This window comes from Dolichospermum sp. FACHB-1091 (genome assembly GCF_014697585.1).
Classification (GTDB): domain Bacteria; phylum Cyanobacteriota; class Cyanobacteriia; order Cyanobacteriales; family Nostocaceae; genus Dolichospermum.
Window position 1 is genome coordinate 1 of the sequence record NZ_JACJSB010000020.1, and the last position, 13,924, is coordinate 13,924.

The following is a 13,924-nucleotide window of genomic DNA, read 5'->3' on the forward strand; positions in this document are numbered from 1 at the left end:
AAAGCTAGGCAAATCCAAGGACGCATTCCCAAGCGGTAAGAAAGTTCCCATTCACGACCGAGGTAGCAGAATACGCCGATCAAGAAGTGGAATACTACTAACTGGTAAGGACCGCCGTTATACAACCACTCATCTAAAGAAGCTGCTTCCCAAATTGGGTAGAAGTGTAAGCCGATAGCGTTAGAAGAAGGAACTACAGCACCGGAAATGATGTTATTTCCGTATAGTAAAGAACCTGCAACTGGCTCACGGATACCGTCAATGTCAACGGGAGGAGCAGCGATGAAAGCAATGATGAAGCAGGTGGTAGCAGCTAATAGGGTAGGGATCATCAATACTCCGAACCAGCCGATATATAGGCGGTTGTCGGTGCTGGTGATGAATTCGCAGAAGCGATCCCATACGTTGGCGCTTTGGCGCTGTTGTAAGGTGGTGGTCATTTTATGAGTGCTTTATGTTCGTATGATGTTTAGTAGGTTGTTTTGCCTACCTGAATACTACATTAAAGGATAAGTTGAAATTTGTAAAGATAATTAAAATAAGTATTAGTTATGTCAGTTATATGTTTTTCTAATGTAACGATGTATATAGGAACTTCTCCTATCTCAAAATCTAATCCATTCCTCTAAAAATCAAAGTAGATATAAGGTAAACTCCCTTGAGGAGCTAATAACCAAACTGCGTAAAAGCATAAAGGGACGAGAACAATCTTCATTGGCCAGCTAAGATCCAATTTCATCCCTTGCTTGAAGCTATATGATACAGTCATTAGCAAAGCTATACTTGCTAATAAGTAAGAAAATTGATACTGAGTGATATTCAGAGCTTGTACATAGAGTTTTTCCGCAAATTGTTGATCAGCAGGATGACCCCAAAGGTGCTGTATAACTAAAGTAGAGTCCTGGAGGTTGGGGAGACGAAACCAAATCCAAGACGTGAAAACCATGATTTGTGTTAACAGCCAAGCGAAAACTATTCCTAGAGGGTTTTGCCACAATAGTTTAAGAATTGTAAAGCGATCGCTTAAGAAAGAAGTGAGACGATGAATTGCTAAAGCGATACCATGCAATAAACCCCAAACAATAAAACCCCAGGCTGAACCGTGCCAAATACCAGCTACTAACATAACTATCAATAAATTGCCGCAGGTACGTATTAATCCGCAGCGTGAACCACCCAAGGGAAAGTAAATATAATTACGCAACCAATCACCCAATGTTATATGCCAGCGTCGCCAAAAATCTGCAATACTGGTGCTGAAGTAGGGAAAATTAAAATTTTCTGGTAAAACTAACCCGAAAAGTAAAGCGCTACCACGGGCAATATCTACGTAACCATTAAAATCCAAATATAACTGTAAGCCATAAGCAAAAGTAGCTAACCACAAATCAGCGCTACCTGCTCTTTGTAAATTACCAAAACATAAATCAACAAATATTCCGAGATTATCTGCAAAAATTCCTTTTTTAACGGCTCCTCGCCCAATTAACCACAGTCCTTCTGCTATTCTATCAATACTGGGAAATTTTAGTGCATTGAATTGTAATTCCAGATGATGATAACGAGTAATTGGTCCAGAAATAAGTTTGGCAAAAAATAGTTTATATGTAGCAAATTCTATAAATTTAGTGGTAGCTGGAGATCCTCGATAGACATCTATTAAATAAGCAATACATTCAAAAGTAAAGAAAGAAATTCCCAAGGGGGAAACTACTTTATGTATTAATTCATGTGATTGATTAGATAGGCTAAAAAATAAATTTTGTAGATGGTTTATACACTTAAAACCTAAAAGAATAAAAATATTAAAAGCTATACCAATCCATAATATTTTGAGCCTATTTCGATTCAAGTCAGCTTGAGTAAATTGCCAGTCTTCTTGAGATAAATAGGAATCTTGAGAAGAATTTTCTGATGAGGTATTATTGCTAATGATTAAACCCAACCGGAAGTTGATAAAAGTCAATATTAAAATTAATGGTAAATATCGAATATGCAAAGATGAGTAGAACAAAATACTGGCTATTAGGAGGATCCATAATCTGAGATTTGCCAAATAAATATTCCAGTAAATTACCAAAACACTCAACAGAAAAATCCCATAAAAAATTGATATAAATTTCATTGTTTAGTCATTACTTATTGATGTTGATAATTTGGAATTACTCAAGGGAAAAAACATAATCACCCTTTTCCTACTAAGTTACTTTTTTGTCCAGGAAATAATTGGATCTAATGCCAGTTTTTTTGAGACTTCATAAGCACCATAGCGGTTAACGTGGCTGGGGTCAGAAAAGTAATTTCTTGTTGCTGGCCATAGCTGACTTAAATCACGGTAAATAAAATCAGGATGACTAGTAAACTTTAATAAATACTCTTGAAACTGCTGTTCATATTTTGTGCGGACAGGATCTAAATAATCTGAGGTTAGGGGCATATTTACAAACACCAAGGAAATATGATTATTTTTGGTAAACTCTAAGACTGAACGAAATGCTTGATCTTGTTTACCCGTAAGTTGGAAAGATTTATAATCATTGTCATAATCTCCAGAAACTTTCGGATGTTTTTGATAATATGTGGACGGATTAAATCGAATAGATACAGGTAGAAATCCATCAAAATTAACTCCTTGCGGAGAATTGGCCATTTCGGAATAACTTGTGAGGTTAACTGTTGATTTTATCTGGTGATTTTGATAACTAAAAGGTAAATTTTCAAGTTTTTTTTGCAGAATAGTTTTAATTTGCTCACGGTTTTTATAACTAGCAGATAACCTAGATAAAGACTGATTTAACCAATCGTCAGCCACTTGATAGATGTTAACATTTTTTGTTTCCGGTTTACTATTAATTTTTTTTAGAGAACCTTCTTTATTTTTAGATACTGCATCAGCTTTGACTATTGTTCTAGGTTTCTGTAATATTTGTTTGTATCCTTTTGAGACCGAAATTGCATTAAAAGTAATATCTTCTCGTCCATTATTAAAAGCGCGAGAACCATCAGCCCACAAAATAAGTTTTGGAAGTTCTCCAGGTTGTAAAATCTGACGAATAAGACAGTCAACAACTTGGGCTGTTGCTCCATTAATACCAAAGTTAAATATATCAATATTCCCATGACCTTGGGCTAATAAAGCTTTAGAAAGGGCAATGGGATCAATTCCCCTAAGGGCGCGGGAAGAACCAACAATTAAAACATCAGGGGGGCGTTTTTTGTTAGCTAAATGCCGTTTATATAGAGCTAGTTGCTCGTCTAATTGCCTAGCATTAAAACTAGGCATTTGTGATTGTGATATTAATATATTATCTGTGACGTTAGCCGATTTTTCAAATGATGAAATTGGTAAATTAGTATCATGACCATTCATAAATCCAGAAGCATTAAAAGCAGACTTCGGTTTTACTGTTTGATTATTGTCTCCTCGTAAAGATGGTTGAGATTTTAAGGATAAAGGTGAAATCATATTATTAGTAGGTTGGGGAGAACTCTTAATAGAAAGTGCTAAGACATAACTTAATATCAAGTCACTTTGTAAAGCCAGAATTAATCCTAGTGCCAACCAAATTATACCAGCACCAATTCCTTTATCATCATAGTTTTGCTCAGTTTCCTGATTAAATGTTGTAAATAATTGGCTGTTTAAAAGTAACCGCCTGATTTTTTTGGTAGTATTTGCTACCCACTTTTTGGTTATTTGTTTGAAAAAACTTTGTAGTTGCTCATTTCTTAAATTAGGAAATAAAATTGGTTCACTAGTCTCATCGGTAATCTGGTAACTTACACATTCAGACGTAGAAGCAAATTCCGGTGTTGCTTCAGAAAGTAGTCTGGAATGTTCTCCTAGATCAATTCTATGATGCCAGACAGGTTCTTTATCACCAGCGCGACGACCGTAAATAGAAACACCAGTAATACCAGAGATTTCCAGTTGGCGGATAAATTGAGTCACTTTCCTACAGACTTGATGGGGTTTTGGGCAAATAGGAGCATCACAGATGATATACAATAAATCATTCTGCTGAACTAGCCGCACACGGATACCACCTGTTTTCAATCGCCAATCTAAGTCAGGATTGAGTAACCGCTCCAGTAAAAAGGTAATTGCTGGTTGATCACCGGCACGGGCTAGATCCAACACCGATTTAACTAAAGTGGGGTGTTCAGAAGCTGGTAAAGACACAGAATTTATCCAAGTAGGTTTTTTATCGGCGATTTTATATCCGTATATGGCAGCTGAGAGGATACCTTGAGGGGCGATGCTTTCTAGGAGTGGAATAATAGCCTGTAGAGTGATTTCCTGATCAGGTGCAGGAGCGTTTTCTAAAGTATCAAAGGCTGGAGTACAGAATATCTGGAGTGTAGATTCTTTGAGGGACATTTGCACTACTATTTTGCAAGCTAACAATTCCTCAGTCAATATTCTAGCGATCGCTTGCACATCTCCCCAACGCGCCCATTCTCTTAACATCTCCTTTGGGGGTGTTAAATCTACGCGCAATCGCCAATCTGGTTCTGTTTCCCCTCCAACTTGGAAAATAATGATGGCATCTTCATAATCAGAAAGCTTGAGATTTCTGAGGTTTTGGGATAGTGTTTCTGCCAATAATGATGTGTCAGGTTTGTAACTAGACTGACAAAATATCCAAAGACGATGAAGGATGGTCGAAAAGTTATTTTTCGATGGATAGGGCTGAATTTTTACCTGTACTGCTATACCTAAATGACTTAGGTTTTCACTCAAATATCGAGCCATAGCATTTGTATCTCCTTGGCGTGCCAAACTCTCATTAGAAATAATCAGTGACCCTCCTGCGCTTGTGGTTATTTCTTTCTGTGCTAATAGTGACTCTTCTACCTGTTCTAAATGTTTATCTAGTTGATTTAAATACACTCGATGACACCATTGGGGAAGATGTTCCCCTTTTTTACGACCATAAAATAATACTTGGTATATGGGAGGTTGTTCGTCATTGGTCAGGCTGTCCAAATCGCCTTTTTTTAGTGCTTGCAGTAACTCCAACAGGGTTTGCCAACGTTGTGGACACTCAACACTTTCACACAGAATATACAGATCATTACCTAGCAATCGGACTTTCACTCCACAAGTATTTATACTTATTACGTGGCTTACCCATTGTACTAAGAATTGTTGACGATTAAATAATACTTTTTTCATGGGCAGTGAAATTTAACAGGAAGGGTGTACTGGGAGATTTTACCTGTACTTGTAAACTATAACTATAGAATTATCACATTTTGCGGTTTTTTTTACAAATTTGTTACCTTTCCACCTTGCAAAATTGACAAAGATAGTGTTATCTAATTGGAGACTAAGAATCTGCTAATCACTAAGAATTATAATGTCAGCTATAAACCAACATTTCTCCTCTCAACCCGGATTAAATTTAATTCCCCTAACTATTCCTTTATCTTGTTTTTTACAGGCTGGGACAGTGTCTATACTTATATTACTTGTGACTCAAAAAGTCGCAAGCAGGGCTTTAGTAAGCATGGGAGAGGCAAGTGAAGAATTATTTCGAGGCGACCGCTTGCCTATTCTCAGTTTTCCGGATTACCACAAATTAAACAATGATTAGAAATTTAGGAAATCATCCATCTTTATCTGCGTTCATCTGCGGTTAATTATCAGGAATAATTAATATACTCTTGTTAAAAACCCCAGGTTTGAAAATGGACAGAGTTTAAATTAAAAATCCCTTGGGATCTTTCGCCTCCCAACCGAATAAACTCTGAAAACGGATTTCAAAATGAAGATGGGGTTGAGTTGAGGTTGGTTGTCCCGTAGTCCCAACTGTTCCCAAGGTATCACCTTTGTTGACCTTTTGACCTAGAGTAACTTTAATGCTGTCAAGTTGGGCGTAACGGCTTTGTAAGCCGTCTGCGTGGTTAATAATAACTAATTTGCCATAACTACCTTGTTCCTTAGCAAATACGATGATTCCCGGAGCGATCGCTGCCACAGAAGTACCTACTGATGCTAACAAATCTATCCCACTATGAAAGATAACTTCCCCTGTCACGGGGTGATAGTTCCAACCATAACCTAATGCTACACTTGTACTATTAGGTGTACTATTAGGGAGAGGATAACCACTAATTTTTCCAGTTGTTGTAACAGATGTGGGAGATTTCGCACTGATTTCAGGTGTAGAAGTTACACCTGGAGATATCGGTAAAAAGACAAATTTGGGGTTTTTTTGACAACCATTAATTTCAAACACCGTATCTGGTCGGACTTTATACTTAGATGCTATTTGTCGCCAGCTTTGATGGGGAGGAATTTCCACAACGATCCCATTAAACGGAGGAATTTGCAGTGTTGTTCCGGCACTTACCACCCCCTTCTTCACGGATGGATTCATACCAATAATTGTTTCCGGTGCTAAATTGTAGCGAGTGGCTATAGCTGCTAAAGTTTCACCAGGACTGACTTGATGCGCTACAGTACGAGATAAAACCGAACCAGAACAACTTCCAGGACGAGGACGCGCATTGGCACTTTGTAGTTGTGTTGGTGCTGATAATAATCCCAAAGTGCTAAAAAATGCCAGAAAACAAAGTAAACAATAGGAAAATTTCATGTCAACAAGTCCACAAATCACTAATTTCTAGATTTTAGTTGGGAATTCTTAAGGGTAGGGTCAAGATTTTTCCTCTATCTTTCTACTACCAATTTTGAGTGAATTCATGATGAAATCTGATAAGTGGCGCGATCCTCAAATATGCTGATAAATTTCTTATATCTATATGTCCCCGTAGGTGAGAGATTTAGGAGGAATTTATAGTATATTTTACGACTATTAAAGCACTTATGCCAGGATTTAGGCAAAATACAGCACTTCCCGATGTTATGAGGTACAAGAACCCCACCCCCAACCCCCTCCAATATCAAAAGTTTATCCTTTTCTTCCCCCCGCAGCGGGGAGAATGAGGGGGGTGCGAGGAGGGGGCAAATGAAGTAACTCATAAGAGCGGAAACCCCTGTATTTCTGAAACTGCTATAAAAAAACTACAGGCATGATTAATCACGCCTGTGTGGTTGACTATTGATTCGATAAATGTTCCAATTGCATTCTCTGTTCCATTTGGCGGAGAAAATAGCCCGTCATCATTGCCGATGCTAGTAACCCCGCTAGATTATCCCTATCTGTTGTAATCTGTACATGAAAATGCTCAGGAGGCATCATTCCCACTAGTCCTTGGACATTCTGGGAAATGATTTGTTTAATTTCGGGGCTGACAGATTGGGCGACACGGGCTAAAACTTCAGGAGATTGATGCTGTAAATACTTGAGTAATTGATTTGGGTTGTCCCCAAAGCGATCATTCAGAAGTTGATTAGGGTGTTGCTCAGAGTCGTCATTCAAAAAGTCAGGATTAAACACCATTGGCGATTTATATTAGCTTAACTGCTAATTGTACTCTAAACCATATTAATAGACTAGCGCATTTTCTACAGCGCATGGAAAAAGGTAGGAGAATTTATGAATTACCCCACGGTTTTCCGTAAGTCCTATTGCCATTTTGACATACTCACCTACCTAAGGTGACAGTGATTCTTGACGCTTCACTGACGGATGCTAACCGAAGTAGTCTTACTCGGTCACTTCTGATCGCTTAGAGAAAATAAGATTTAACTTCTCAAATATCTTCTAAATCTGGTTCTAGTTGTTCTTCTTGTTCTGGAGTTGTCAAAATTTGCGGAAGTTGTTCGATTTGAAAATATTGATGAAATTTTGCCGTTATTTGCAGGGAGTAGGAACGAGAATCACTTTCTTTGCGTTTACGAACAAAACCAGATTCTACTAATTCTTGAACGTGCTGATAAGCACCAGAACCACGGATGTTAATTAATTCGCTTTGTAATATGGGATTATGAAGAGCGATCGCTGCTAATGTTCTTAAAGCCCCTACACCCAATTCTACTGGTATCAGAACTTGTACTAAATCATGAAAATCAGAGCGCAGTTGTAAACTATAACCGTTTTCAGTTTCTATGACTTCTAAGGCCGTATCCCGTCGGGCATAATTCTCAATTAGTTCGATAACCCCCGCTTCTGCTCTGGGGCGATCGCACTTGGCATATTCAGCAATTTCACTGATAGATAGGGGTTTACCTTTTAAATAAAGAATCGCTTCTATCGTTGTGGCTATAGATATATTCTTGACCATTCAGAATTTTGGATTTTGGATTTTAGATTTTGGATTTGAGATTTGTAAATTAGTCACTAGAAAAAACTCTTACCTCTTACCTATTGCCTATGACCAAGTATAAATTCAGCGATCGCTAAATCTTGAGGAGTGGTAATTTTCAAGTTAGTCTCCTCCCCAGGAACTATTCGCACTTCCATAGCGCATTTTTCAAACAAAGCCGCATCATCAGTAACTTCCCAACCTTGACGAATACCCTCAGCATGACACTGTTTCAACAAATTAACATCAAACCCTTGGGGAGTTTGAGCCGCCCATAATTGCTTACGCTCTGGTGTGCTTGTAATGATACCATTGTCATTAACAACTTTAATCGTATCTTTAATAGGTACAGCCGCAATTAAACCAGAACAATGTAGAATTGCATCCGAACAAGCATCAAATAAATTTGGTGTTACTAAACAACGAGCGCCATCATGAATTAATACTTGTCCTGCATTAGTTGGTAATGCCTGTAAACCATTATAAACCGACTCCTGACGAGTAGCACCACCAGGAATTAATGCTATTGTTTTTTTCAGCTTTAATTCAGCGATAATGGACTTAAAATCATCCCAATCGGGAGGTTGAGAAACAATTCCTATCCAACTAATAGAACTTGCGGCTTCTGCGGCTAACAAAGTCCAAGCAATCAAAGGTTTTGAACGTACCTGTAATAAAAGTTTATTGCGGTTTGCGCCCATTCTTCTGCCACTTCCGGCTGCGGGAATTAGTAAATGCACAACTTTCCTAAATATTTAACTAATAGATTAAATTTAGATTAAATTAAAATGTTGCATTAAGGTGTTGGTTAGGATAGATCCCCAACTGCTTTGAGAAGTCGGGGATATCAGATAAAGATCATTTTTCCCCAGATAAATTTGTTGGTGGCCGATCATTACTCCAAGCCCACCAGACATAACCGCAATGACAATGATAAAATTCTTGCCATTTACGACGACGATCTGCCGTAGTTACGGGCGATCGCCTATTTAACCAGACATTAACAGCCTCTCGACTACTGGCGTGGCATTTAGGACAATGAAACTGATAGGCGTGAGTTGCCCGATTTGTCCATTCTGGCGGATGAGGATCAAAAGCGTCCATATCAATATAAAGTGTAATCTTAATAGCCACTGAATATAGATAATTATGACTAATAATGGATGCTATGGAGTCAAATATTGAAATTCGTCGTTTATTGGATGTCATGCCTGCTTCTGGGCGAATGATGACAAAAATCGTCAGTAAACCAGAACAACAACAGGTAATAGATGCTGCCTTTCCCCTGCCTTTAAGTCAATCAAGACCGATATATATTAATTTTGATTTGTGGCGACGGTTAACAAAACCCCAACGGGATTTACTGCTATTGCAGATGGTTTGCTGGTTAACAGGCGTAAAATGGTTACAACCTAATATTTATCAAGGAGTAGTTTTAGCGGGGTTTATAGGGGGAATAATCGAAGCAATCCAATCTGATGTAGTAGGTGTGGTAATATCTGGGGGATTAAGTGCTTTAGCCGCCATACAAATTTGGCGCATGAATAGGTCTCAGGAATCAGAATTAAATGCTGATATAGCGGCTATTCGTATTGCCCAAAGACGAGGTTATTCAGAAACCGAAGCCGCCGAACATTTGTTAACGGCTATTGAAGCCGTAGCAAAAATAGAAGGGCGTTCTGGACTGAATTTTAGTGAATTAATTCGTTATCAAAACTTGAGAGTAATTGCTGGTTTATCACCAGTGGGTATTCCTAAAAATTATCAATAGATTTACAGCGGAGTGGTGACAAAGACTCGTGGTTTCATCAATTTTAACTTTAAGGTGGCGTGTAAAAGGGTAAAATCAAAGGATTATCACCCAAAGATGGTGGTTTATCTTAACAAATTTTGATGCCTTAGAATTGAATATTTCTGCCTATAAACAAAGATTTGATATTCAAGAAGTGTTTAGAGATTTCCAGAAAGGAGGCTATTATTTAGAATAACCATTAGTTGTGTCTTTTTACAAGTTATGAATTACGAATTATCGCGCATGAATGGGATTCAATCACCAATTATTCCCGTGATTGGAGAATTAATTAAAAACTCTCCCGGAACGATTTCCCTGGGTCAAGGTGTGGTTCACTACCAACCTCCAGCAACGGTTATGTCACTATTACCAAAGTTTCTTGCTGAACCGAAAAATCATCTTTATCAAGCTGTGGTTGGTGTTCCTGAATTATTAACAGCGTTAGCAGCAAAATTATCAATATTTAATGGTATTGATATTAATGAAAAAAATGCTGTTGTGGTGACTGCTGGTAGCAATATGGGCTTTATAAATACTATTTTAGCAATTACTTCTCCTGGTGATGAAATTATTTTAAATACTCCTTACTATTTTAATCATGAAATGGCGATTAAAATGGCAGGTTGTCATCCGATATTAGTCCCAACTGATACAGATTACGGTTTAATTCCCCCAGCTATAGCCGCTGCAATTACAGAGAAAACCCGTGCTGTGGTGACGGTTTCTCCTAATAATCCAACTGGTGTAGTTTATTCAGAAATGGCTTTACGTCAAGTTAATCAAATTTGTCGAGAAAAGGGAATTTATCATATTAGTGATGAGGCTTATGAATATTTTACATACAATGGTGCAAAACATTTTTCTCCTGGTGCATTTTTAGACAGTAATCGCCATACAATTTCTCTTTTTAGTTTATCAAAGGCCTATGGTTTTGCTAGTTGGAGAATTGGTTATATGGTTATTCCCGAACATTTATTAATGGCTGTAAAAAAGGTTCAGGATACTATTTTAATTTGTCCACCGGTGGTTTCTCAATATGCAGCATTAGGCGCGTTACAAGCCAAAGATAATTATTTAAAAGATAATATTAACGCCATTGCCCAAGTTAGAGAAATAGTAATTAATGAACTCCATAATTTAGCCGGTTTATGTACGATTACACCAGCCAATGGTGCGTTTTACTTTTTCTTAAAAGTGCATACCAAAATGAATGATTTGGAATTGGTGAAAAAACTGATTCAAGAATATAAAATAGCGGTGATTCCCGGAACTACTTTTGGTATAGAACAGGGTTGTTATTTGCGCGTTGCTTATGGTGCATTATCAGCAGATACAGCAAAATCAGGTGTGGAAAGATTGGTTAAGGGACTGCAAACTGTTGTATCATCATAACCGCAACCAGAAAATTCATACTCCTTAAGATCATTTTCTCCCATGAGTCAAATAGTTTGGATAGCAAGACACGCTAACCGTCTTGATTTCGTAAATCCAGATTGGTTTTTAACCGCCGAAAGACGGTATGATCCGCCTTTATCCGATGATGGTATGATACAAGCACAGCAATTAGCAAAACGACTGAAAGGGAAAAAAATCGCTCACATTTTCGCTTCTCCATTTTTGCGAACCATACAAACTGCTCATGCGATCGCTGAAGTTTTGGATTTATCTATTAAACTAGAAATAGGTTTGAGTGAATGGCTAAATCCAGCATGGATGACCGAAGAACCGGAAAAACTCTCAACTCCAACCTTAGTCAAATTATTTCCCAGAATTGACCCCAGTTATACATCACGTATAGCTGCACAATACCCCGAAACCCATGAAAAGGTGCGAGAACGTTCAGCCCAAACTGCCAGATGTCTATCTACTGAATTTTTTCCCCATGATATCCTATTAGTAGCCCATGGTGCTTCCGTATTGGGGGCAGCAATGGGGTTAGTGGGAGACATAGCTAAAACTGAAGTTAAGGCCTCTCTCTGTTCCTTGGTAAAAGTTGTGCGTCAAGATTCCCAATGGTTGCTGGAACTAAAAGGAGATACTTCCCATTTAACTAAAATTGAGGAATTGGTGCGATTTGTGTAAATAATCTGATCATAAGGGGATTTTCCCGAAATCCCAACGGACAATAACTAACACAGGTAACTTACTAGCTGATAAATTTTATGACATTGCTACTAGCAGGAGACATCGGTGGAACAAAAACTATTTTGCGCCTGGTACAATTCTCAGATGCGGTAGGGCTAAAAACTCTGTATGAGGAAAGTTTTCCCAGTGGGGATTTTCCTGATTTAGTCCCCATGGTCCAAAGGTTTTTGACTACAGCTAATTCTAGCACACCAGACAAAGCCTGTTTTGCCATCGCTGGACCTGTGGTAGGAAATACTGCTAAGTTGACTAATTTATCATGGTTTCTGGATACGGAACGTTTAAGCAAAGAATTGGGTATTGAAAGAATTTCTCTAATTAATGACTTTGCTGCCGTTGGTTATGGTATTTTTGGTCTAACTAAACAGGATTTACTAACTTTACAGGTTGGTAAATATCAATCAACAGCACCAATGGCTATAATCGGTGCAGGAACGGGGTTAGGACAGGGATTTTTGATTAAACAGGGACAGGATTATCAAGTCTTTCCTTCGGAGGGTGGACACGCAGATTTCGCCCCCCGCAATGAGTTAGAATTTGAATTGTTGAAATATATTTTGACTAAATATGATATTCAACGAGTATCCGTAGAAAGGGTTGTTTCTGGTTTGGGAATTACTTCTATTTATCAATTTTTACGAGATCGGAAAATAGCTACCGAGTCTCCAGCAATTGCTAACGCAGTCAGAATTTGGGAACAAGAAGCCGGAAAGTCAGAAAAAACCGTTGACCCGGGTGCGTTAATTGGGAATGCTGCTTTAGAAAAAAGCGATCGCCTTTCGGAACAAACTATGCAATTATTTATAGAGGCCTACGGTGCTGAAGCGGGGAATCTAGCCCTAAAACTACTACCTTATGGAGGATTATACATTGCTGGTGGTATCGCCCCTAAAATCCTACCTTTAATACAGGATGGCAGTTTTCTGGCTAGTTTCACCCAGAAGGGAAGAATGGGTTCTCTTCTGGAAGAAATACCTGTATTTATGATTCTCAATCAACAAGTCGGGTTAATTGGTGCTGCTTTGTCTGCATCTAGGTTATAAATAGCAATAACAGTAAAATCTGCATCTACAACTTCTATGATGATGTAATATCAGTGAAATATTCAGGAGTAGCAAAAAATGATCATCACTGAAATACCAACGCAATTACTAACTAACAATTGGATAACAGCAACTTGGGATGAATATATTCAAGTAATTGAAAGTTTTGCTGATAAAAAAGCCAAAAGTTATTATCATCAGGGGAAAATGAGGATAGAAATATCACCAATTGGAAATGATCATGCTTGTTACCATAGTATGATTATTTTTGCTGTTAACCTATTTGCAACAATTAAGGGAATTAAATTTAATAGCAAAGATAATTGTACATACAGGAAAATAGGATTTCAAGAAGTTCAACCAGATGTTTCTTATTATATTGCTGAAAAAGCAAATGCTATTCCCTATGGAACTTCCATTGTCAACTTAGATGTTTATCCTGTACCAGATTTAGTCATTGAAGTTGCTAATAGTTCCTTAGCTGATGATCAAGGGGAAAAACGTCTCATGTATGAAGATATGGGTATACCCGAATATTGGGTACTTGATGTCCAAAATCTCCAGATTATCCCTTTTATCATCGAAAATGGCGGAAGTAGAAGAATTAATGAATCTCAAGTATTACCAGGATTACAGATTTCTTTACTGAATGAAGCATTAAGAAAAACTCGACAAATGGATCATAGTCAAGTTTGTGCTTGGTTATTAAGCCAATTTCAGCAATAAT

At 37.9% G+C, this 13,924-nt stretch carries 12 protein-coding genes and 2 pseudogenes; 6 read left to right on the forward strand and 8 right to left on the reverse strand.

Annotated features, from left to right (window positions below; genetic code table 11):
* From H6G25_RS13700 to H6G25_RS13735, 8 genes and pseudogenes are all read right to left on the reverse strand, one after another.
* Nucleotides 1–440, reverse strand: a pseudogene (locus H6G25_RS13700) (photosystem II q(b) protein); the annotation flags it as partial.
* Nucleotides 441–625: 185 nt separating this feature from the next.
* Nucleotides 626–2,125: an MBOAT family protein gene (locus H6G25_RS13705; protein WP_190392954.1), complete on the reverse strand. Its 1,500-nt coding sequence runs from the start codon at nucleotides 2,123–2,125 to the stop codon at nucleotides 626–628.
* 78 nt (nucleotides 2,126–2,203) lie between these two features.
* Complete coding sequence (locus tag H6G25_RS13710; RefSeq protein ID WP_190392955.1) at nucleotides 2,204–5,179, reverse strand: DUF1574 family protein; 2,976 nt, start codon at nucleotides 5,177–5,179, stop codon at nucleotides 2,204–2,206.
* Between the two features lie 526 nt (nucleotides 5,180–5,705).
* The gene (locus H6G25_RS13715; protein ID WP_190392956.1) at nucleotides 5,706–6,605 is read right to left on the reverse strand and encodes a M23 family metallopeptidase; all 900 of its coding nucleotides are present in this window, start codon (nucleotides 6,603–6,605) and stop codon (nucleotides 5,706–5,708) included.
* Nucleotides 6,606–7,067: 462 nt separating this feature from the next.
* Nucleotides 7,068–7,412, reverse strand: a complete 345-nt coding sequence (locus tag H6G25_RS13720) for a DUF760 domain-containing protein (protein WP_190392957.1) — start codon at nucleotides 7,410–7,412, stop codon at nucleotides 7,068–7,070.
* A 253-nt stretch (nucleotides 7,413–7,665) separates the two neighbouring features.
* A complete protein-coding gene (scpB, locus tag H6G25_RS13725; protein WP_190392958.1) occupies nucleotides 7,666–8,196 on the reverse strand; it encodes an SMC-Scp complex subunit ScpB in 531 nt (176 codons plus the stop codon).
* 80 nt (nucleotides 8,197–8,276) lie between these two features.
* A complete protein-coding gene (ispD, locus tag H6G25_RS13730; RefSeq protein WP_190392959.1) occupies nucleotides 8,277–8,957 on the reverse strand; it encodes a 2-C-methyl-D-erythritol 4-phosphate cytidylyltransferase in 681 nt (226 codons plus the stop codon).
* Between the two features lie 118 nt (nucleotides 8,958–9,075).
* Nucleotides 9,076–9,321 carry a hypothetical protein gene (locus H6G25_RS13735; RefSeq protein WP_190393021.1) on the reverse strand — a complete coding sequence of 82 codons (246 nt, stop codon included), beginning with the start codon at nucleotides 9,319–9,321 and terminating at the stop codon, nucleotides 9,076–9,078.
* A 64-nt stretch (nucleotides 9,322–9,385) separates the two neighbouring features.
* On the opposite strand from H6G25_RS13735, the gene H6G25_RS13740 reads away from it, so the two are divergent.
* The 6 genes and pseudogenes from H6G25_RS13740 (at nucleotide 9,386) to H6G25_RS13760 (ending at nucleotide 13,923) form a co-directional block, all read left to right on the forward strand.
* Nucleotides 9,386–9,988: a DUF3318 domain-containing protein gene (locus tag H6G25_RS13740; RefSeq protein WP_190392960.1), complete on the forward strand. Its 603-nt coding sequence runs from the start codon at nucleotides 9,386–9,388 to the stop codon at nucleotides 9,986–9,988.
* A gap of 6 nt (nucleotides 9,989–9,994) precedes the next feature.
* A pseudogene (locus H6G25_RS21235) lies at nucleotides 9,995–10,202 on the forward strand (IS4 family transposase); the annotation flags it as partial.
* Between the two features lie 29 nt (nucleotides 10,203–10,231).
* Complete coding sequence (locus H6G25_RS13745; RefSeq protein ID WP_190392961.1) at nucleotides 10,232–11,401, forward strand: pyridoxal phosphate-dependent aminotransferase; 1,170 nt, start codon at nucleotides 10,232–10,234, stop codon at nucleotides 11,399–11,401.
* Between the two features lie 42 nt (nucleotides 11,402–11,443).
* Nucleotides 11,444–12,091, forward strand: coding sequence for a histidine phosphatase family protein (locus H6G25_RS13750; RefSeq protein ID WP_168359763.1), 648 nt, complete (start codon nucleotides 11,444–11,446; stop codon nucleotides 12,089–12,091).
* Nucleotides 12,092–12,171: 80 nt separating this feature from the next.
* Complete coding sequence (locus H6G25_RS13755; RefSeq protein WP_190392962.1) at nucleotides 12,172–13,197, forward strand: glucokinase; 1,026 nt, start codon at nucleotides 12,172–12,174, stop codon at nucleotides 13,195–13,197.
* Between the two features lie 78 nt (nucleotides 13,198–13,275).
* Nucleotides 13,276–13,923 carry a Uma2 family endonuclease gene (locus H6G25_RS13760; protein WP_190392963.1) on the forward strand — a complete coding sequence of 216 codons (648 nt, stop codon included), beginning with the start codon at nucleotides 13,276–13,278 and terminating at the stop codon, nucleotides 13,921–13,923.
* Nucleotide 13,924: the final 1 nt, after the last annotated feature.

Excerpts from the sequence above, each read along its gene's own strand:
- H6G25_RS13705 (WP_190392954.1), bottom strand. The coding sequence starts at position 2,125 with ATGAAATTTATATCAATTTTTTATGGGATTTTTCTGTTGAGTGTTTTG.
- H6G25_RS13710 (WP_190392955.1), bottom strand. The coding sequence starts at position 5,179 with ATGAAAAAAGTATTATTTAATCGTCAACAATTCTTAGTACAATGGGTA.
- H6G25_RS13715 (WP_190392956.1), bottom strand. The coding sequence starts at position 6,605 with ATGAAATTTTCCTATTGTTTACTTTGTTTTCTGGCATTTTTTAGCACT.
- H6G25_RS13720 (WP_190392957.1), bottom strand. The coding sequence starts at position 7,412 with ATGGTGTTTAATCCTGACTTTTTGAATGACGACTCTGAGCAACACCCT.
- scpB (WP_190392958.1), bottom strand. The coding sequence starts at position 8,196 with ATGGTCAAGAATATATCTATAGCCACAACGATAGAAGCGATTCTTTAT.
- H6G25_RS13735 (WP_190393021.1), bottom strand. The coding sequence starts at position 9,321 with ATGGACGCTTTTGATCCTCATCCGCCAGAATGGACAAATCGGGCAACT.
- H6G25_RS13740 (WP_190392960.1), top strand. The coding sequence starts at position 9,386 with ATGGAGTCAAATATTGAAATTCGTCGTTTATTGGATGTCATGCCTGCT.
- H6G25_RS13745 (WP_190392961.1), top strand. The coding sequence starts at position 10,232 with ATGAATTACGAATTATCGCGCATGAATGGGATTCAATCACCAATTATT.
- H6G25_RS13750 (WP_168359763.1), top strand. The coding sequence starts at position 11,444 with ATGAGTCAAATAGTTTGGATAGCAAGACACGCTAACCGTCTTGATTTC.
- H6G25_RS13755 (WP_190392962.1), top strand. The coding sequence starts at position 12,172 with ATGACATTGCTACTAGCAGGAGACATCGGTGGAACAAAAACTATTTTG.
- H6G25_RS13760 (WP_190392963.1), top strand. The coding sequence starts at position 13,276 with ATGATCATCACTGAAATACCAACGCAATTACTAACTAACAATTGGATA.